Raw genomic sequence first — 16,979 nt, forward strand, 5'->3', positions numbered from 1 at the left:
CTGTTCAAAATGTAATCACACTGCGGATAGAATCCCCTTGGCGCATCAGGTCAAAGGCCTCGTTAATTCTTGCCAGAGGTAGAACGTGGGTGATTAAATCATTGATGTTAATCTTGCCATCCATGTACCAGTCGACTATTTTGGGTACATCTGTACGACCCCTTGCCCCACCAAAAGCCGTACCTTTCCAGACCCGTCCGGTGACTAATTGAAAAGGACGGGTACTAATTTCTTGGCCGGCCCCAGCTACACCGATAATAGTGGCAACACCCCAACCTTTATGGCAACATTCCAAAGCTTGACGCATAATCTGGACATTGCCGATACATTCAAAACTATAATCGGCCCCACCTTTAGTTAAATCCACCAGATAGGCCACTAAATCCCCCTCGATTTCTTGGGGATTAACAAAATGAGTCATCCCGAATTTGGTCGCTAAAGCTTGTTTCTGGGGATTGATATCGACCCCGACAATCATATCGGCCCCCACCAAACGGGCCCCTTGAATAACATTTAAACCAATACCTCCCAGACCAAAAACCACCACTTTTGCCCCCGGTTCCACTTTAGCGGTATTAATCACCGCACCGATACCTGTAGTGACTCCGCAGCCGATATAACAGACTTTTTCAAAAGGAGCATCCGGGCGAATCTTGGCTAGGGAAATCTCCGGCAGCACGGTATAGTTAGCAAAAGTCGAGGTTCCCATGTAGTGATAAAGGGGCTGACCATCAAGGGAAAAACGACTGGTTCCATCCGGCATTACTCCCCGACCTTGGGTAAGACGAATCGCTTGACAGAGATTGGTTTTAAAGCTGAGACAGTATTCGCACTGACGACATTCGGGAATATATAGGGGAATCACAGGATCGCCCACTTTTAGGCTAGTGACACCTTTTCCCACTTCTACCACGATTCCAGCCCCTTCATGGCCTAAAATTGAGGGAAATAAGCCTTCAGGATCGGCCCCAGAGAGAGTATAGGCATCGGTGTGACAAACTCCCGTGGCTTTGATTTCTACTAACACTTCCCCTGCTTGCGGTGGTGCTAATTGTACCGTTTCAATAGTTAGGGGTTTTCCCGCTTCTAGGGCAACTGCCGCTCGAACATCCATAGGCTAAAAGCAATAGGTTTTTTCCAGTATAATACGGCTAAACTCGGATATTATAGCTAATAAATCAAAATTATCAGGATTTTTTCGGCTTTTCTTCCCTATTTCACCCTGATTTGTCCTGACAAGCTCAAAAATACGAGAGTTTTTGGGCGTTGCTGAATCAGGGTATGAATGTCAACCGTGCATCTTATCCAAAAGTTAGTTTGGGTCTAGGTTTTAAAAACCCCACATAAGAAGATTCATGTCTTAAATCGGCTTTTTAGCTATCAGCTGTCGCACTTCCTAAGTAGTCGTGCAAAATTAATTTCTTAGTCAAGACAGGAGACAGGAGGCAAAAGGCACTCATGCAAAAGGCACTCATGCAAAAGGCACTCATGCAAAAGGCAGCTTTGTTCTCCCCACACCCCACACCCCACACCCCACACCCCACTGATAACTGATAACTGATAACTGATAACTGATAACTGATAACTGATAACTTATTTCCAACCAGCGCGATTCATTACCTGTACTGCTTTGGCTAAATTAGGACCATAATTAGCCACACTAACGGTATCTTCTTTACCGCGTCCGAGTTTGGCTAGGAAAGGGTCTAAAGCAACCCCTGGAACGACGGGATATTCGCGATTACCCTTAGCAAAAAAGTTCTGTGCTTCATTGCTAGAAAGATACTCTAAAAATTTAATCGCCGATTCTCGATTCGGGGCAGTTTTAATTAAACCACCACCGCTAATATTAACGTGAGTGCCGCGGCCTGCTTGGTAGGGGAAAATTACGCCTACTTGGTCATAAATTGCCCGTTTAGCGGGGTCTTTTTCTTCGGCATACCCAGCTAAGTAATAGGTGTTAGCTAGGGCTAAATCGGCAATTCCTGCGGCGACAGCTTCGATTTGTGCCTTATCATTTCCCTGGGGTGGACGGGCAAAATTAGCCACTAATCCCCGACACCATTTTTCTGCGGCCGCTTCCCCTTGGATGTCGATTAACCAAGCAGTAAAAGATTGACTATAGATGTTACTAGATGACCGGGTGACGACTTTTCCTTTCCATTTGGGATTGGTTAAGTCTGCATAGGAATCGATTTCTCTGGGGTTAACTCTGTCTTTGTTGTACATAATTACCCGCAAGCGTTTACTAAACCCAAACCAGTGACCTTTGGGGTGACGCAAATTAGCGGGAATTCTTTGGGTAAGAATGCGGGAATTGACGGGGGCAAAAATTCCCTGTTGGTCGGCGCGCCATAGTCTCCCCGCATCTACCGTCAGGAGTATATCAGCAGGACTATTGCGGCCTTCGCTTTTGATTCGTTCGATTAATGGGTCCGCTTCCCCTTCGACGAGGTTAATTTTTATTCCCGTTTGTCGGGTGAAGTTGTCATACAATCGTCGGTCGGTGTTGTAGTGACGGGAGGAATAGAGGTTTAATTGTTTAGTTTGGGCGGAAACCTCGTTTATTTTCCCTAATTGACCCACTGCTACCGCTAAGGTGGCTGTTCCCGCGCCTAGAAAGACTCTCCGAGTTATTTTATCGTTCATTGCTCGATTCTTGGCAAAGTTGTCTTTTCCTATTGTACAGCTATTGAGAATAATTCTTATCTGTACGAGAAATTACTTGTCGGGCTAGGGCGGTAAATGGGGGAAAATATTGGTAAAATCAGGGTTTTTTGTGTAAATGAGGCTAATAAATCCTCGAATCTATCGCTATTTAAATTCAATAAGCTTAAGATGTTACCCTAAGCTCGATCGAGGCTATTGTGGAATGAGAGCAACGAGAGTCAAAGATAATGATCAACAGTAATCACCAACAAGCGATCGAGCTAATGTTAGCATCGGGAGACTATAATCAATTATTGTTATTCTGTCAACAAGCGCTGGCGGTTCATCCGGAAGTGACTGATTATTATCCCTATCTGGGATTAGCTTATCTGCTGCTAGGGCAGCAAGCAACAGCGCAAGAAATTTGGTTATTTTGGCTATTACAATCAGAGTCTAGTCAAGATTTAATTCTGCTCCTCAAAAAAGAGATAATTAGAAATCTCGATTGCTGGCAGTTTGGCCAAGCTAAATTAATCTATCTCCAGGGGCTAGAATTAGAAGAAATAGAAGGGGATGAAGAGATAGAAAATTATGCGCTGACTGCGATTAACTCCTGTCTTCAAGAGGTGCAAGAGGCAATTAATCGGCGAGAATATACTTTAGCTGAGGACTTTTACTTAAGAATTTTATCTTGGCGTGAACAATTAGCTTACATCTGGCACGATTTAGGATACTTATACTATATAATTAACCGACTAACAGAATCTTTTAACTGTTTAGCAAGAGCCATTAACTTAGAGGAAAATCAAGCCTTATATCATTATACTATGGCCTTGGTGCTAGAAAAACAATTGCGTTTAGATATAGCTTTATCAGCTTATCAAAAAGCGATTGAACTCAATCCCAATTTTGTCGATGCTTATAATAAACTGGGCAATTTATTTTATAAATTAGGGCAGCTAGAGTCAGCCGAAAAATTCTATCAGCAGGGGATTAATAGCCGGGCTGATTTTTATCCTTTTTATATCAATTTAGGCAATGTCTATTTAGTTAAACAAGCTTGGACAGAAGCAAAAAATGCTTATAAAACTGCCCAACAACTGGCAGGAGATAGACGAGAAATTAGTCAAAATCTCTCCCTTTGGGAAATCCTGCAAGCTGACCAACAAATTGCCGATCTTTACTCAGGTGATTATTTTTATCAAAGAAAACTCTATCAATTAGCACTAAACTATTATCAAAAATTATTAGCAATTAAAGTAGAAGATAGCAACTTTTATTTAAATTGCGCCCATTGCTATCTCATTCTCAAAGAAGAAAAACAAGCTTTGGAAGTTTATAAAAAAGGCATTAGCTATCATCCAAAAAATATTGATTTACATTTGCGCCTAATTTGGTTACTACAAAATAATTATCCGATCGAGGTAGCAATTCAAGCCAGTAAATCAGCTTTAGAGTATCTTCCCGATCACCTATCTCTGAAGTTAGAATTAATGCGGTTAATGCCGATAGTTTACACAAATCAAGCAGATATTATGCAATATCGATCGAACTACGAGAAACAGTTAGATAATATCTTGTCTAATCTTGATTTAACCACTACTCATCAACAACAGGAGGCTTGGAAAAGTATTGGATTAAGAACTAATTTTTATCTTCAATATCAAGGTCAAAATGATTTAGAACTACAAAAAAAATATGGGGAATTAGTTTATAAAATTACCTCGGCTAACTTTCCCAATTGGGTGAAAAACCTAACCATACCGACGGGAAAAATTCGTCTTGGCTATATTTCTGCTCACTTGCGTCATCACACGGTAGCGAAACTCTTTCAAGGATGGTTGCAGTGGCGAAGTCGAGAACAATTTGAAATTTATTGTTATGGAATAGATATTAATAAAACCTTCGATAATTTTACGAGAGAATATCAACAGCAAAGTGATTATTTTTATCAGTTTGATAATCTAGTCAGTGGGGAAAAAATTGCCCAACATATTTTAGATAATCAGTTACATATTCTCGTTTATTTAGATATTGGTATGGATGCTCGTACTACTCAACTAGCAGGATTACGTTTAGCTCCAGTACAATGTGTAACTTGGGGCCATCCCATCACCTCAGGATTACCAACCATTGATTATTTTATCTCCAGTGAATTAATGGAACCCACCGAGGGAGATAATCACTACAGTGAAAAATTAATTCGCTTACCCAATTTAGGTATTGCCTATCCCAAACCTTCCCTTCCTCCCCAGAGGAAAACTCGTTTAGAGATGGGATTAGCCGAGGATAAAATCATCTACTTAAACTGTCAAAGTTTATTTAAATATCTGCCAGAAAATGACGATATTTTTCCTAGAATTGCCCAACAAGTTCCCCACAGCAAATTTATTTTTATCTGCCATCGTAGCGAATTTGTGACCCATTGCTTTCAGTCGAGATTAAGTCAAGCTTTTAATAAGTATGGACTCAATTGGCAAAATTACGGGGTAATGATGCCACAATTAGAACAAAATGATTATTTTCAGCTTAACTTATTAGCAGACATCTATTTAGATAACTTAAGTTGGTCGGGAGGAAATACCACCCTCGAAGCAATTGCCTGTCAGCTTCCAGTTGTTACCTGTCCCGGGGAATTTATGCGCGGACGACATTCCTATGCTATCTTGAAAAAATTAGGCATAACCGAGACAATTGCTACGGATAAAAATCACTATATTGAAATTGCTATCCGTTTAGGTTTAGATAATCAATGGCGACAAACAATCAAAGATTATACTAAAGTGAATATCGATACAGTATTTAACGATCAAACCTCTGTAGAAAGTCTAGAAAGATTTTATCAATCTCTAGTAGGAGAAGGTAAATAAAACTTTAGAGCTAGATAAAATTTAAAAAACTCACATCCGACGACCGACTCCCCCAAACGAAATCATTAAGATAACTGCTATAGTTGAAACCCGATTAAATTTTCGATCGCTTTGAGCAAATCTTGATTAGTCCAATTCTGGTACAGATAAGCAGCGATCGCGCATCCCCCCGCACCGACTCCTTCCTTGACGAAACCTTGTTCATAAGCTTGCAAAACCGGGTATTTAGAGGCGGAAAAGTTTAATTGTGTGGCTAATAAGGGTATTTTTCCGATCATGCTGGCTAATCCCACCGTATCCCCCGTTTTATCTTCCGCTACCCAACGAGTTGTACCGACGATGATATTTTCCCAGTTAACGGGATAGGCATATTTAGCTACTAGAGCTTGAATTAGGGCAGAAACGGCTAACATTTGGGTTCCCCCAGCAAGAAGTACCCCACCCTGCCCACTGGCGGCGATCGCCATGCCAGCGACGAAAATCTGCTGAGGATCGCCTAGGGCGGCGATTACCTCAAAAGGATCAAAAATTTCTTTTTGGGCTAATCCCTGCTCAACTATTGCCTGTTTCTGAGCATGATTGCACTGGGGATGGCTGCTGTTAACTTTGCCGTTGGCTCCATAACCCAATCCGGTGAGGATGGCGAGGGCGGTGGTGGTGCCACCCACCACACATTCGCCGATAATTAGATAACTAGACTCCCGGGCTAATTTTTCTCCCCAGGTTAGTCCTTGGGCGAACAGGTGTTTTACTATGTCGAGATCTAGGGCGCGGCCGGTGGAGAGACAACGGGCCGGTTGTCCCCCTAGTTCGATATAATCGACGGCCGGGGGCAAGGGTAAACCGGCGTTAAAAACCCGGACAGGAATAGCTAATTTTTCCACTACGGCGCGGGTAATATAGGCAGGGGAGGCTCCCACCGTTAGGGGTGGTAAGGGATAACGGGGATGGGGTGAAACTCCTTTAACGATAAATTCGGCATCGGCGATCGCTGTATATTTTCTATCTTCCGGGGTGGCGCCGGCGGTGGAGATTCCGGGGATTAATCCCGTCTCGGTAAAGCCTAAAACTAGGGCAAATATCGGACAAGATTTTTGATGGCGCTCTAACCAATTTTGCCCCTGTTCGATTTCCGTGTAAATTTTAATCATCTGTTGATTTTGTCCTCTTACTTATCACTATTTCCCTCTCTCCATGAGATGATCTTTGATTTCGACATATTTAGAAAATAAGTTATCAATACTAGCCAGTTTTGCCCCGTATGCTAAGGCTGTAGCCATAATAATACGGTCAAAAGGATCTTTGTGAATGGGAGATAAATTAACGGCTCTAATGGCAATTTCTGGGGTAATTGAAAATATATCTATTTTAGCTACTGTTAAAGCTTGTTGAATCCACTCTTGAAGGGGATAACTTAATTCTAATCTTCCCCGTTGGTTAGCAAGGGCTATTTCATAACAAGAAATGGGTGAAACACCGAGAGATTCTGCTAACTCAAATTTTTCTAGCCAATGCTCGGCAAATCTGTCAAAATTGCCATTTATTAACCACAACCAAATATGAGTATCAAGCACAATTACTTCAGACATTCCCAATCTTCTTCATCTACAATAGGACTGACTATATCACCTAGTATTTTAGCTTTACCCACCATATTCTCCACTGGAAAACGCCGTTTAAATAAGGATGTTTTTTCTTCTAATAAGTTGTTTTTGCTGGCGGTGAAATTTTTAATTAATTGATAAAGTTCATCCAGTTGTTCTTCAGGTAGATTATCAATTGCTGTTTGAATAAGTTCTTTAACAGTCATAGTTTTACTCTCTATTTTCTGAACTTGAGTTATATTATAACACAACGGTTCCTTCAATAAAGGGACTCATCTTGAGATTTTACCTAAAATACAGCAGACTAAAAACTTTCTCCGCATTTGGTAAGCTAAGACTCATTTAAACCGTTTATTCTTAGATTAGCGGAATCTCCCCCAATGCAAGAGTGCCTCGTCTCAAAAAGTAATTTAAACACTTAACAGCTTATGTCTTCCCTGTCTTCTGCAATTATCGATACTTGGCGACGTTTTTACCGAGATCCCCTGGCGGTAATAGGAGCGATCGCATTAATGATAATTATTTTTGCTGTCCTATTCGGTCCGATTTTCTATCGAGTTCCTATCGATACCATTGATTTTAGTCAAACCACTGCTCCCCCTAGTTTAAAACATCTTTTCGGGACTAATGATCTGGGACAGGATCAATTGGCGAGGATTTTGGTGGGGGGTCGAATTTCCCTGGCGGTGGGGATTGCTGCTATGATGGTGGCGATGATTCTGGGGACGGCGATCGGGGCTATTTCTGGGTTTTACGGGGGGGCGATCGATGGCTTATTGATGCGATTAACGGATTTATTTCTATCTTTGCCCCAATTACCCCTACTTTTGCTAATTGTCTATCTATTTCGCGATAGTATCAAAAAAATCGCCGGACCGGAAACGGGTATTTTTATCCTCGTGGTTTTGGTGATCGGGGGTTTAAATTGGATGTCGGTGGCGCGATTGGTGCGGGGAAATTTATTAAAATTACGGGAGATGGAGTTTATCTCGGCCGCGATTGCTTTAGGGGCCACTCCTTTCCGTTTAATCTGGGTGCATTTATTACCTAACGTTTTGGGAATGATAATCGTAGCAGCCACTTTAGCCGTGGGTAATGCGATTATTACCGAGTCAACCCTGAGTTTTTTGGGTTTGGGTTTCCCCCCCGATGTGCCGACTTGGGGACAAATGTTATTTAAAGCTAAAGATTACTTGACAACTGCCCCCCACTTGGTCATTTTTCCGGCTCTGGCTATCGTGATCACAGTGTTAAGTATTAATTTTATCGGTGATGGTTTACGCGATGTCTTCGATCCTCATGTTTGAGGAACTGTGGAACTGGATAATTGCCGAAAAGTACCCAGAACCTCTATGATAATCAGTAGCGATGGTGAGGAAATAAATACTGTGAGTAGCGTAACTGTCATTAGCGATCAGAAGTTTGACCAAGAGGTTTTTGAGGTCGAAAAACCCGTTTTAGTCTATTTTTGGGCGAGTTGGTGCGGTCCGTGCCGTCTGGTATCCCCCTCGATCGATTGGGTGGCCAAAACCTACGACGAACGGCTAAAAGTAGTTAAACTAGAAATAGACCCTAACCCCGACTCGGTGGCTAAATGCAAGGTGGAAGGTGTTCCCGCTTTACGCATCTTTAAAGATAAAAAACTTATTGCCACTCATGAAGGGGCGATCGGCAAACCACAATTACAATCTTTTATCGATACCTATGTCAGCTAATTAGGTATCTGTGGTTATGAATAACTTAACCCTAGCAAACCGCTTACAGGCACTACAATCCAACGTTTTTGCCGATATGGATCGGGCAAAAGCTGCCAGTAGAGAAGCGGGTAATACCATTATCGATCTTTCGCTCGGTTCCTCCGATCTTGGGGCTGCTCCCCATGTTGTCGATGCTATTGAGCGATCTCTCCACGATCCTCACACCCACGGCTATTTACTCCATAATGGGACCAGAGACTTCCGCATAACTGCCGCTAACTGGTATAGCGATCGCTTTGGTGTCCCCATCGATCCAGAAACGGAGGTTTTACCCCTGATTGGTTCTCAGGAAGGCACGGCCCATCTACCTTTGGCCCTTCTCAACCCCGGGGATTTTGCCCTACTCCTCGATCCGGGTTATCCCTCCCATTTAGGCGGTGTTGCCCTTGCCGGCGGTCAAATCTACGGAATGCCAATTTTGGCAAAAAATGACTTTCTGCCGGTTTTAGAGGACATTCCTGAGCTAGTGCTGGCACAATCGAAGCTGATGGTCTTGAGTTATCCCCATAATCCCACCACAGCGATTGCGCCTTTGGCATTTTTCCAAAAAGCGGTTGATTTTTGCCGTCAGCATAATTTAGTCTTAATCCACGATTTTCCCTATCTAGACATCTTTTTTGCGGGAACATCGCCCCCCCCGTCAATTTTACAGGCCGATCGAGCTAAAACTAATTCGATCGAGTTTTTTACCTTTTCTAAGTCCTATAATATGGGCGGTTTTCGCATCGGTTTCGCCATTGGCAACCCGCAGTTAATTATGGCTTTGCGACAGATTAAAGCCATGGTTGATTTTAATCAGTATTTGGGCATTCTCAACGGTGCGATCGCTGCTTTAACCGGTAATCAAGATTCAGTCAAGGAAACCGTCGCTATCTTCCAAAAACGCCGGGATGTGTTTATTAATGCCCTAAATCGCATCGGTTGGCCAGTTGCCACCCCGGCCGCCACTATGTACGTTTGGGCGAAAATTCCCCCCAGTTGGCCGGGTAATTCCGTCGATTTTTGTCGGCAATTGGTGGCCCAAACCGGTGTCGCTGTTTCCCCCGGTTCTGGTTTTGGTAAGGGTGGTGAGGGTTATGTGCGTTTTGCCTTAGTTCACGATCCCGATATTCTAGAGGCTGCCGTGGAGAAAATTGGGGCTTTTTTGGGATAAAACCGATATTCTAAGCAGTGGTTATGCTGCAATCGATAACTTTCGCCTTGTTGCTGCTGATATTCCGGGTGATATTGGTAATGTGTCCACTCCCGAACCTTCTGGTGTTATCGGATTAGACATACTAGGTGGTGGTTTAGTGGTGCATTGCGTCGCTAAACGTCGTTAACTGCGCTTGGGGTGCGGAGATGAGCCAAAATTTTGCTAATTCCCCACCCTTTGCGGTTAAAAGCTTTAATTGTGCTGCTGTCTTTGTAATTGCTCGATTGCGTCGGGGGATAAATCGGTGAATTGGGCGATTTCTGGGATAGAAAAACCAGCAGATAGCATTTTTAGGGCAATTTGTCGAGCTTTTTCTTCTTTACCCGCTTGCAAGCCTTTTTGTAGTCCCTTTTCCTCGCCTTCTCGCCGTCCTTTTTGTAGTCCTTTTTCCTCGCCTTCCTCTAAAATATCTTGATAGATGACGGATTCTCTCATAATGTCACTCCGAAGGATTTTTTTAATCGTCTCTCGATTGTAATTCCTCGATCGCGTCGGGGGATAAATCGGTAAATTGGGCGATTTCTGGGATAGAAAAACCAGCAGATAGCATTTTTAGGGCAATTTGTCGAGCTTTTTCTTCTTTACCCTTTTGTAGTCCCTTTTCCTCGCCCTCTCGCCGTCCTTTTTGTAGTCCTTTTTCCTCGCCTTCCCCTCTACCTTCCTCTCTACCTTCCTCTAAAATATCTTGATAGATGACGGATTCTCTCATAATGTCACTCCGAAGAATATTTTTAATCGTCTCTCGATTTAATACTAACCCGGCGAGAATACTGGTGGCGGCAGCGAGATTGCTTTGCACCTGTTTTTGGGAGATAGTTTCTAGAGAACGGGACACCTGACTTAACACCTGTTCGGGATCATCGGTATCGCTGAGGACGGCAAAGGGTAATAAACCGGGATGATGAAAAAATTGCGGTGTATTTTCTTCCCAAAGACGGATGACTTGGAAGGAATGAAAGGTTTCCCCCAGACGGAAGGTATTTTCTTGTACTAGGGGGGAATCACTGCGTCGCAGATAAATTACCACTTGACGCATTTGTTTTTGGGGATGACGACGATAGACGCGAAGGCGATAATCGAGCATTCGGAAGGGAATTTTGGAGTCGGGGTCGGTTTGAAACTCGGTATGGAGAATCAATTCCTCTGACTGCAAAAAAATCAGAGAATCGGCCCGAATGGGGTCTAATTGTAATTCCGTCGGGTCGAGGACGGTTAAGGAGAGGGGAGAACCCAATAACCAAGTGGCTAGATCATCGGAGAAGTTTTCGGCAATAAATTTACAAATATTATCAAACATCGTGAACGTTTTGTCTTTGTAATTCCTCGATTGCGTCAGGGGATAAATCGGTAAATCGGGCGATTTCTGGGATAGAAAAACCAGCAAAAAGCATTTTTAGGGCAATTTGTCGAGATTTCTCTTCTTGTCCTTCTTGTCGTCCCTTTTCCTCGCCTTCTCGCCGTCCTTTTTCCTTGCCTTCCTCTAAAATATCTTGATAGATGACGGATTCTCTCATAATGTCACTCCGAAGAATTTTTTTGATCGTCTCTCGATTGTAATTCCTCGATCGCGTCAGGGGATAAATCAGTAAATTGGGCGATTTCTGGGATAGGAAACCCAGCAGATAGCATTTTTAGGGCAATTTGTCGAGCTTTTTCCTCTTTTCCCTCTCGCAATCCTTCTTGTCGTCCTTTTTGTAGTCCCTTTTCCTCGCCTTCCTCTAAAATATCTTGATAGATGACGGATTCTCTCATAATGTCACTCCGAAGAATATTTTTAATCGTCTCTCGATTTAATACTAACCCGGCGAGAATACTGGTAGCGGCAGCGAGATTGCTTTGCACCTGTTTTTCGGGGATAGTTTCTAGAGAACGGGACACCTGACTTAACACCTGTTCGGGATCATCGGTATTGCTGAGGATGGCAAAGGGTAATAAACCGGGATGATGAAAAAATTGCGGTGTATTTTCTTCCCAAAGACGGATGACTTGAAAGGAATGAAAGGTTTCCCCCAGACGGAAAGTATTTTCTTGCACTAGGGGGGAATCACTGCGTCGCAGATAAATTACCACTTGACGCATTTGTTTTTGGGGATGACGACGATAGACGCGAATGCGATAATCGAGCATTCGGAAGGGAATTTTGGAGTCGGGGTCGGTTTGAAACTCGGTATGAAGAATTAATTCCTCTGACTGCAAAAAAATCAGAGAATCGGCCCGAATGGGGTCTAATTGTAATTCCGTCGGGTCGAGGACGGTTAAGGAGAGGGGAGAACCCAATAACCAAGTGGCTAGATCATCGGAGAAGTTTTCGGCAATAAATTTACAAATATTATCAAACATCGTGAGCGTTTTGTCTTTGTAATTCCTCGATAGTTGCGGGGGATAAATCGGTAAATCGGGCAATTTCTGGGATAGAAAAGCCAGCAGATAGCATTTTTAGGGCAATTTGTCGAGATTTCTCTTCTTGGCCTTATTCTAAAGCTTCCCGATAGACTTTAGTTTCCCTCAAATCACTTAAACTAAACATAGCTTCTATCTCCTTACGGTTTAATTTGGGCAATTTATAAATGAGAATTATCTCGATTAATTCGAGAATGTCCTCTCTTTTGTCTGCTATCCGTGAATTGTTGCGTAAATTGTTTAATCTAAGGCTTTTTTATTTAAGGCTCTTCGTTACTTGTTATGGTTCGATAGGGGGGCATAAATCGACTAAATCCTTATCTGGCAAGAGACTTAATTGATTAGTTCGCTCTAGATAAGAAACAATTGACAAAAATCGCTAAATGCCTTTCTATATAAGGGTTCCATCCCTTATAACCCCCGTCCATTGCATAACACAAACCGAAGAGCCTTATTTAATTTAACCATTGTTGCAAATCTTCCAAATCCGAAAAATTCAATAAAGCAAGGGCTAAATTATCCAATTGATTAGGATTTAACTGTTTAATTTTTTGTTCTAACTTTAAAGGAATAGAACCTAGTTTTAGGTTTAGCTGACGCAAAATCAGGCTTTTTTTAGCAGATAATTCCCCTTCCTCTTTGCCTTCCTCTAAAGCTTCTTGATAGACTTTAGTTTCTCTTAAATCACTTAAACTAAACATTTTTTCAATCTCCTTACGGTTTAATTTGGGCAATTTATAAATGAGAATTGTCTCAATTAATTCGAGAATGTCCTGCCTTTTTAAAGACTCCTGGAATTGTTGTCTAACTTGTTGAATCAGTTCTTTTCCTTGTTCTAAGGTCTTTTGTTCCGATTCCACAATTAATTGTAACACTTTTACCCCCAGAGAATCCCCCTCATCTAACTGATTCAGATAATAACAGTTAACCCGTCCTGACTCAAAGAATTCTTGATAACGAGATTTGGGACTGTTTTCAATTTCCCGATGAGGATAAATGATTACCCCTTGCCAATTCTGGCTTAACTCGCTTTGATGAAAATAGAGAAATATTTCACTAAAAAAGCGGGAGTAAAACCGTTCATCTTTTTGAAATTGTACCTCAACAAAGTAAATCGGGTCATTCAGGTTATCGGGAAGAAAGACCCCATCTAAACGAAAAGCGAGTTGTTTGACTTCTAGGGAGGAAAATTGATAATGATTGACGGTTTCCGGGGGAAGATTGAGCAAATCAAAGAAACTTTCAGGAAAAGTCTCAAAGAGACGATAGAAAATACTGTCCCTTTTCACTCAATTTTGTCCCTCAATGACTTGTGGTACTTGTTCAATATTTAAGTCTAAAGCTTGGGCAATTTGTTCTAGACTTAATCCTAAGGACAATAATCGGGGTATAGAGGTTAATTTAGCGGATAATTCTCCTTCCTCTAAAATATCTTGATAGATGACGGATTCTCTCATGATGTCACTCCGAAGGTAAGATTCCGTCCAAGAATCCCCACGCATTTAGGTAACGGGAGTGTCAACCACCAGGAATGCCGATAGCTGGTTAAAACCACTAAGATAGGGCGGCGAGAGTAACTAAAGACGATTTTTTTGGTAAGATCAAAGCTAAACTAACCATCACGCCCTCTTGAGGGAATATTTATTTATGAGCGATATAGGGTTTATTTTGACGATAATCAACAATTTCCTGCAAATTTACTCGGTAATCCTAATTGTTAGGGTTTTACTGACTTGGTTCCAAAATGCTGGTTGGGCCTATCAGATTATGTCTTTTCTCAGTCCGATTACCGATCCCTATTTAAACCTCTTTCGCTCGATTATCCCACCCCTAGGCGGAATGGACTTGTCCCCGATTCTCGCGTTCCTGCTGCTCAACGTTGTTCAGAGTGTCGTAGCCACAGGGGCCAGCAGTCTGGTCAGTAGCAGTTTCTAAATCCGCGGATCCACACTACTGGTAAAACCAGAAGCTTTGAATTTTTCCAGTCGCAAGGGGGTTGGTTGATTGGTAGAAACAGAAATTCTGATCTCGAAATCACTAATCCCCGGTGGCACTTCGGGAATTGCCCCGACTCGGCTACGATTTTGTAAAGCCGGTTCCCCGTTAGCATCGTAAATCCGACCAAAAACATCGGCATCATAGACGGTTTTTCCAGAATTATTTTTAGCTTTGCCGGTGATTAAAAAACAATTAGCCGGAAAACTGGTTCCTCCACTGGTGACACTCCCCTCGGCTAATTCGGGGGGACAGTCTTTGTAAGATACATCTAATAGTTGAATTGGGGTCAAAGCTTGAGCAATAGGGATGATAAGCCAGCTAGACAGCCAGAAGAGAGCAGAAAGCAGTAAAACGGTGAGCGAGCGTGGTGTCATAGAAGAGTGATTTTACGGTATGATTTCCCCAATACTTAGATTATCGTGGATCGTCACCCTTTGAAATCAGCTTTTTTAGGACTTTCATGGATCGAGATGAGATTGAAACCACTCTCAAAGCGGCTTTTCTCCAGTGTGAGGCTTTATTCTGTCCTCTCAATCAACAACAAAAAGAAATTTTGTTAGAGGTGTTTTTTGAGCGAAATTCCCTCGCTGATGGCAATCCCCTCGACGAATTAACATCTATGCAAAGGGAGATTTTACTAGAATTTATCCTCAAACAAGAACGGGAAAATTTAGCTTGGAAAAGTTCCCTCCTCAATGATTGGCTTAACGATCGCCCTTCCGGTGCGGTACAATTTATCCGCGATCAGTATGGCTTGGCTTGGTTGAATAGCATAAAACCGATTCATTGGCAAGAATATTTACAAAAATTAAGGTTAACCAGAGAAAAATTACAGGTGGGAGATACGATCGAGGTGTCTAATGGATTATGGGAATGGATTCCCGCAGACGCTGCCGATAGTTGCGACTGGTTTCCCTGTGAGGTAATAGAAGTAAATGAAAGTGAGGATGATTCCCCCCCTGTTAGTTGCCGTATTCGCTTTCAAAACGGTGAAGAATGGCAAATACAAGGAATATATCAGTGGAATCGCCCTAATTGGCGTTTTCTGACCTGAAGGAAGATCACTGCTCGGTTATCGGCTAAAATTAAGAACTGTAAAGAAAACAGATAAATTTTATGGCCGCTAAAGTTGAGATCTATACTTGGAGTTCCTGTCCTTTCTGTATCCGCGCTAAAGCATTACTCAACAAAAAAGGGGTGGAGTTTACCGAATATTGTATCGATGGTGATGAAGAAGCGCGAGCTAAAATGTCCGATCGAGCCAATGGTCGTACAAGTGTACCACAAATTTTTATAAACGATCAACACATCGGGGGCTGCGATGACATCTATGCTTTAGATAGAAGTGGTGGTTTAGCTCCCCTGTTGCAGAATTAAGGATAAAAACTATTAATGAAACTAGCCTTTATTATCGATCCGATCGAGTATCTAGATCCGGGCCATGATACCAGTGTAGCTATTATGGAAGCGTCCCAATTATTAGGTCATGAAGTCTGGATTACTTCCATCATCGATCTCAGTGCGATTGCGGGAAAAGCTTGGGCAAAACTAACTAAAATTGAACTGGTTCCTGTGGAGTTAAAAGATAATCATTGGGAGGCTGTATCTCAATGGTATCAGAGACAAGAGACAGTTTTTACCTGCCTAGAAAACTTCGATTTTGTCTGGATGCGAAAAGATCCACCCGTGACAATTGCCTATCTTTATGCCACCTATTTATTAGACCTGATCGACCCCCAAAAAACCCAAGTAATTAACTCAACTAGGGGTTTACGCCATGCCAACGAAAAGTTATACACTATTCACTTTGCTCAGGTAATGCCCGCCACAATTGTTTCCCAAGATAAAGCAACAATTAGGGAATTTGTCAATCAAAAAGGGGCGGCAGTTATGAAACCTTTGGGTGGCAAAGCAGGGGAGGGAATTTTATTTCTTAGTCCCGAAGATCGCAATCTCAATTCAATGATTGAAATTAGCACAAAATGGGGACAAGAACCGGTAATGATTCAAGATTATTTACCAGCTGCCAAAGAAGGAGATAAACGCATTATTGTCCTCAATGGTGAACCGATCGGGGCAGTTAATCGCATTCCCACCGGTTCAGAATTTCGCGGTAATATGGCCGTGGGTGGACGAGTAGCAAAAACAGAAATCAGCGATCGAGAATTAGAAATCTGTGCCACTTTAGCCCCAAAATTACGAGAAGATGGCCTATATTTTGTCGGATTGGATGTGATTGGTGGCTATCTGACGGAAGTTAATGTCACCAGTCCCACCGGCATTCGCGAGATCGATCGATTAAACAATGTTAGTTTAGGTCAACAGGTGATTAAATGGCTAGAAAATTTTGCTTGTGCCAAGGCTCGGCCTTGACACACAATATTTAAGGCTCTTTATTAAAATATCCTTCAGGTAGAACCTGAATAAAGGGTTCCCAAGTAGAACCTGGGAACGAGATAAGAACTCAAATCTGATAACTGATAACTGATAACTGATAACTTACCCA

21 protein-coding genes and 1 pseudogene are annotated in these 16,979 nt (G+C 42.3%); 9 read left to right on the forward strand and 13 right to left on the reverse strand.

All coding sequences use genetic code 11. The features are described from left to right. Positions 1-4 precede the first annotated feature (4 nt). Positions 5-1,114: an S-(hydroxymethyl)glutathione dehydrogenase/class III alcohol dehydrogenase gene (locus tag H6F92_RS18170; RefSeq protein ID WP_190358981.1), complete on the reverse strand. Its 1,110-nt coding sequence runs from the start codon at positions 1,112-1,114 to the stop codon at positions 5-7. A 479-nt stretch (positions 1,115-1,593) separates the two neighbouring features. Then, entirely contained in the window at positions 1,594-2,649 is a 1,056-nt protein-coding gene (locus tag H6F92_RS18175) for a Fe(3+) ABC transporter substrate-binding protein (RefSeq protein WP_190358982.1), read from the reverse strand. Between the two features lie 248 nt (positions 2,650-2,897). Between H6F92_RS18175 and H6F92_RS18180 the strand changes: the two genes are divergently transcribed. Continuing rightward, positions 2,898-5,519 carry an O-linked N-acetylglucosamine transferase, SPINDLY family protein gene (locus H6F92_RS18180; protein ID WP_190358983.1) on the forward strand — a complete coding sequence of 874 codons (2,622 nt, stop codon included), beginning with the start codon at positions 2,898-2,900 and terminating at the stop codon, positions 5,517-5,519. Between the two features lie 77 nt (positions 5,520-5,596). Here H6F92_RS18180 and cobT read toward each other — a convergent pair whose 3' ends face one another. The 3 genes from cobT to H6F92_RS18195 are packed head-to-tail and all read right to left on the reverse strand — an operon-like array spanning position 5,597 to position 7,329. Next, entirely contained in the window at positions 5,597-6,670 is a 1,074-nt protein-coding gene (cobT, locus tag H6F92_RS18185) for a nicotinate mononucleotide-dependent phosphoribosyltransferase CobT (RefSeq protein WP_190358984.1), read from the reverse strand. Between the two features lie 27 nt (positions 6,671-6,697). Then, positions 6,698-7,108: a type II toxin-antitoxin system VapC family toxin gene (locus tag H6F92_RS18190; protein WP_190358985.1), complete on the reverse strand. Its 411-nt coding sequence runs from the start codon at positions 7,106-7,108 to the stop codon at positions 6,698-6,700. Next, the gene (locus H6F92_RS18195; protein WP_052426663.1) at positions 7,096-7,329 is read right to left on the reverse strand and encodes a hypothetical protein; all 234 of its coding nucleotides are present in this window, start codon (positions 7,327-7,329) and stop codon (positions 7,096-7,098) included. Before H6F92_RS18195 ends, H6F92_RS18190 begins: the two co-directional genes overlap by 13 nt. Positions 7,330-7,551: 222 nt before the next feature. Between H6F92_RS18195 and H6F92_RS18200 the strand changes: the two genes are divergently transcribed. Genes H6F92_RS18200 through H6F92_RS18215 form a run of 4 tightly spaced genes read left to right on the forward strand, consistent with a single transcriptional unit; the run spans position 7,552 to position 10,202 of the window. Then, positions 7,552-8,430, forward strand: coding sequence for an ABC transporter permease (locus tag H6F92_RS18200; RefSeq protein WP_190358986.1), 879 nt, complete (start codon positions 7,552-7,554; stop codon positions 8,428-8,430). A 45-nt stretch (positions 8,431-8,475) separates the two neighbouring features. Beyond that, on the forward strand, positions 8,476-8,838 hold the full coding sequence (locus H6F92_RS18205; protein WP_190358987.1) for a thioredoxin family protein: 363 nt from the start codon (positions 8,476-8,478) through the stop codon (positions 8,836-8,838). A 16-nt stretch (positions 8,839-8,854) separates the two neighbouring features. Further along, on the forward strand, positions 8,855-10,033 hold the full coding sequence (locus H6F92_RS18210; RefSeq protein WP_052275352.1) for an LL-diaminopimelate aminotransferase: 1,179 nt from the start codon (positions 8,855-8,857) through the stop codon (positions 10,031-10,033). Next, on the forward strand, positions 10,014-10,202 hold the full coding sequence (locus tag H6F92_RS18215; RefSeq protein WP_190358988.1) for a hypothetical protein: 189 nt from the start codon (positions 10,014-10,016) through the stop codon (positions 10,200-10,202). The genes H6F92_RS18210 and H6F92_RS18215 overlap by 20 nt, the downstream gene beginning before the upstream one ends. A 65-nt stretch (positions 10,203-10,267) precedes the next feature. Here H6F92_RS18215 and H6F92_RS18220 read toward each other — a convergent pair whose 3' ends face one another. The 7 genes and pseudogenes from H6F92_RS18220 to H6F92_RS18250 all read right to left on the reverse strand — a co-directional run bounded on the left by H6F92_RS18220 (position 10,268) and on the right by H6F92_RS18250 (position 13,932). Beyond that, positions 10,268-10,510: an RpnC/YadD family protein gene (locus tag H6F92_RS18220; RefSeq protein WP_190358989.1), complete on the reverse strand. Its 243-nt coding sequence runs from the start codon at positions 10,508-10,510 to the stop codon at positions 10,268-10,270. A 22-nt stretch (positions 10,511-10,532) separates the two neighbouring features. Beyond that, positions 10,533-11,372: an Rpn family recombination-promoting nuclease/putative transposase gene (locus H6F92_RS18225; RefSeq protein WP_190358990.1), complete on the reverse strand. Its 840-nt coding sequence runs from the start codon at positions 11,370-11,372 to the stop codon at positions 10,533-10,535. Further along, a complete protein-coding gene (locus tag H6F92_RS18230; protein ID WP_190358991.1) occupies positions 11,365-11,589 on the reverse strand; it encodes an Rpn family recombination-promoting nuclease/putative transposase in 225 nt (74 codons plus the stop codon). The genes H6F92_RS18225 and H6F92_RS18230 overlap by 8 nt, the downstream gene beginning before the upstream one ends. Before the next feature lie 4 nt (positions 11,590-11,593). Beyond that, entirely contained in the window at positions 11,594-12,415 is an 822-nt protein-coding gene (locus tag H6F92_RS18235) for an Rpn family recombination-promoting nuclease/putative transposase (protein WP_190358992.1), read from the reverse strand. After that, positions 12,408-12,720 (reverse strand): annotated as a pseudogene (locus H6F92_RS27220) (DUF2887 domain-containing protein); the annotation flags it as partial. The gene H6F92_RS18235 and the pseudogene H6F92_RS27220, both read right to left, overlap by 8 nt. Before the next feature lie 210 nt (positions 12,721-12,930). Then, complete coding sequence (locus tag H6F92_RS18245) at positions 12,931-13,764, reverse strand: Rpn family recombination-promoting nuclease/putative transposase (RefSeq protein WP_190358993.1); 834 nt, start codon at positions 13,762-13,764, stop codon at positions 12,931-12,933. Beyond that, the gene (locus tag H6F92_RS18250) at positions 13,765-13,932 is read right to left on the reverse strand and encodes an aspartate aminotransferase (protein WP_242030187.1); all 168 of its coding nucleotides are present in this window, start codon (positions 13,930-13,932) and stop codon (positions 13,765-13,767) included. It abuts the gene before it with no gap. A 190-nt stretch (positions 13,933-14,122) separates the two neighbouring features. Here H6F92_RS18250 and H6F92_RS18255 point away from each other — a divergent pair, with 190 nt between their 5' ends. Further along, positions 14,123-14,410 (forward strand): YggT family protein, encoded by a 288-nt coding sequence (locus H6F92_RS18255; protein WP_002763635.1) that lies wholly within the window; start codon positions 14,123-14,125, stop codon positions 14,408-14,410. On the opposite strand, the gene H6F92_RS18260 is transcribed toward H6F92_RS18255, so the two are convergent. Continuing rightward, complete coding sequence (locus H6F92_RS18260; protein WP_041803750.1) at positions 14,407-14,847, reverse strand: hypothetical protein; 441 nt, start codon at positions 14,845-14,847, stop codon at positions 14,407-14,409. The genes H6F92_RS18255 and H6F92_RS18260 overlap by 4 nt on opposite strands. A gap of 86 nt (positions 14,848-14,933) precedes the next feature. Between H6F92_RS18260 and H6F92_RS18265 the strand changes: the two genes are divergently transcribed. The 3 genes from H6F92_RS18265 to gshB all read left to right on the forward strand — a co-directional run bounded on the left by H6F92_RS18265 (position 14,934) and on the right by gshB (position 16,846). Then, on the forward strand, positions 14,934-15,527 hold the full coding sequence (locus H6F92_RS18265; protein WP_190358995.1) for a hypothetical protein: 594 nt from the start codon (positions 14,934-14,936) through the stop codon (positions 15,525-15,527). 62 nt (positions 15,528-15,589) lie between these two features. Continuing rightward, entirely contained in the window at positions 15,590-15,850 is a 261-nt protein-coding gene (gene grxC, locus H6F92_RS18270; RefSeq protein WP_158201680.1) for a glutaredoxin 3, read from the forward strand. 15 nt (positions 15,851-15,865) lie between these two features. Further along, positions 15,866-16,846 carry a glutathione synthase gene (gene gshB / locus H6F92_RS18275; RefSeq protein WP_190358996.1) on the forward strand — a complete coding sequence of 327 codons (981 nt, stop codon included), beginning with the start codon at positions 15,866-15,868 and terminating at the stop codon, positions 16,844-16,846. Positions 16,847-16,979: the final 133 nt, after the last annotated feature.

Source organism: Microcystis wesenbergii FACHB-1317, assembly GCF_014696875.1.
Classification (GTDB): Bacteria; Cyanobacteriota; Cyanobacteriia; order Cyanobacteriales; family Microcystaceae; genus Microcystis; species Microcystis wesenbergii_A.

What these genes read in the sequence shown, in the direction of transcription:
- H6F92_RS18170 (WP_190358981.1), bottom strand. Translation starts at nt 1,114, where the DNA reads ATGGATGTTCGAGCGGCAGTTGCCCTAGAAGCGGGAAAACCCCTAACT.
- H6F92_RS18175 (WP_190358982.1), bottom strand. Translation starts at nt 2,649, where the DNA reads ATGAACGATAAAATAACTCGGAGAGTCTTTCTAGGCGCGGGAACAGCC.
- H6F92_RS18180 (WP_190358983.1), top strand. Translation starts at nt 2,898, where the DNA reads ATGATCAACAGTAATCACCAACAAGCGATCGAGCTAATGTTAGCATCG.
- cobT (WP_190358984.1), bottom strand. Translation starts at nt 6,670, where the DNA reads ATGATTAAAATTTACACGGAAATCGAACAGGGGCAAAATTGGTTAGAG.
- H6F92_RS18190 (WP_190358985.1), bottom strand. Translation starts at nt 7,108, where the DNA reads ATGTCTGAAGTAATTGTGCTTGATACTCATATTTGGTTGTGGTTAATA.
- H6F92_RS18195 (WP_052426663.1), bottom strand. Translation starts at nt 7,329, where the DNA reads ATGACTGTTAAAGAACTTATTCAAACAGCAATTGATAATCTACCTGAA.
- H6F92_RS18200 (WP_190358986.1), top strand. Translation starts at nt 7,552, where the DNA reads ATGTCTTCCCTGTCTTCTGCAATTATCGATACTTGGCGACGTTTTTAC.
- H6F92_RS18205 (WP_190358987.1), top strand. Translation starts at nt 8,476, where the DNA reads ATGATAATCAGTAGCGATGGTGAGGAAATAAATACTGTGAGTAGCGTA.
- H6F92_RS18210 (WP_052275352.1), top strand. Translation starts at nt 8,855, where the DNA reads ATGAATAACTTAACCCTAGCAAACCGCTTACAGGCACTACAATCCAAC.
- H6F92_RS18220 (WP_190358989.1), bottom strand. Translation starts at nt 10,510, where the DNA reads ATGAGAGAATCCGTCATCTATCAAGATATTTTAGAGGAAGGCGAGGAA.
- H6F92_RS18225 (WP_190358990.1), bottom strand. Translation starts at nt 11,372, where the DNA reads ATGTTTGATAATATTTGTAAATTTATTGCCGAAAACTTCTCCGATGAT.
- H6F92_RS18230 (WP_190358991.1), bottom strand. Translation starts at nt 11,589, where the DNA reads ATGAGAGAATCCGTCATCTATCAAGATATTTTAGAGGAAGGCAAGGAA.
- H6F92_RS18235 (WP_190358992.1), bottom strand. Translation starts at nt 12,415, where the DNA reads ATGTTTGATAATATTTGTAAATTTATTGCCGAAAACTTCTCCGATGAT.
- H6F92_RS18250 (WP_242030187.1), bottom strand. Translation starts at nt 13,932, where the DNA reads ATGAGAGAATCCGTCATCTATCAAGATATTTTAGAGGAAGGAGAATTA.
- H6F92_RS18255 (WP_002763635.1), top strand. Translation starts at nt 14,123, where the DNA reads ATGAGCGATATAGGGTTTATTTTGACGATAATCAACAATTTCCTGCAA.
- H6F92_RS18260 (WP_041803750.1), bottom strand. Translation starts at nt 14,847, where the DNA reads ATGACACCACGCTCGCTCACCGTTTTACTGCTTTCTGCTCTCTTCTGG.
- H6F92_RS18265 (WP_190358995.1), top strand. Translation starts at nt 14,934, where the DNA reads ATGGATCGAGATGAGATTGAAACCACTCTCAAAGCGGCTTTTCTCCAG.
- grxC (WP_158201680.1), top strand. Translation starts at nt 15,590, where the DNA reads ATGGCCGCTAAAGTTGAGATCTATACTTGGAGTTCCTGTCCTTTCTGT.
- gshB (WP_190358996.1), top strand. Translation starts at nt 15,866, where the DNA reads ATGAAACTAGCCTTTATTATCGATCCGATCGAGTATCTAGATCCGGGC.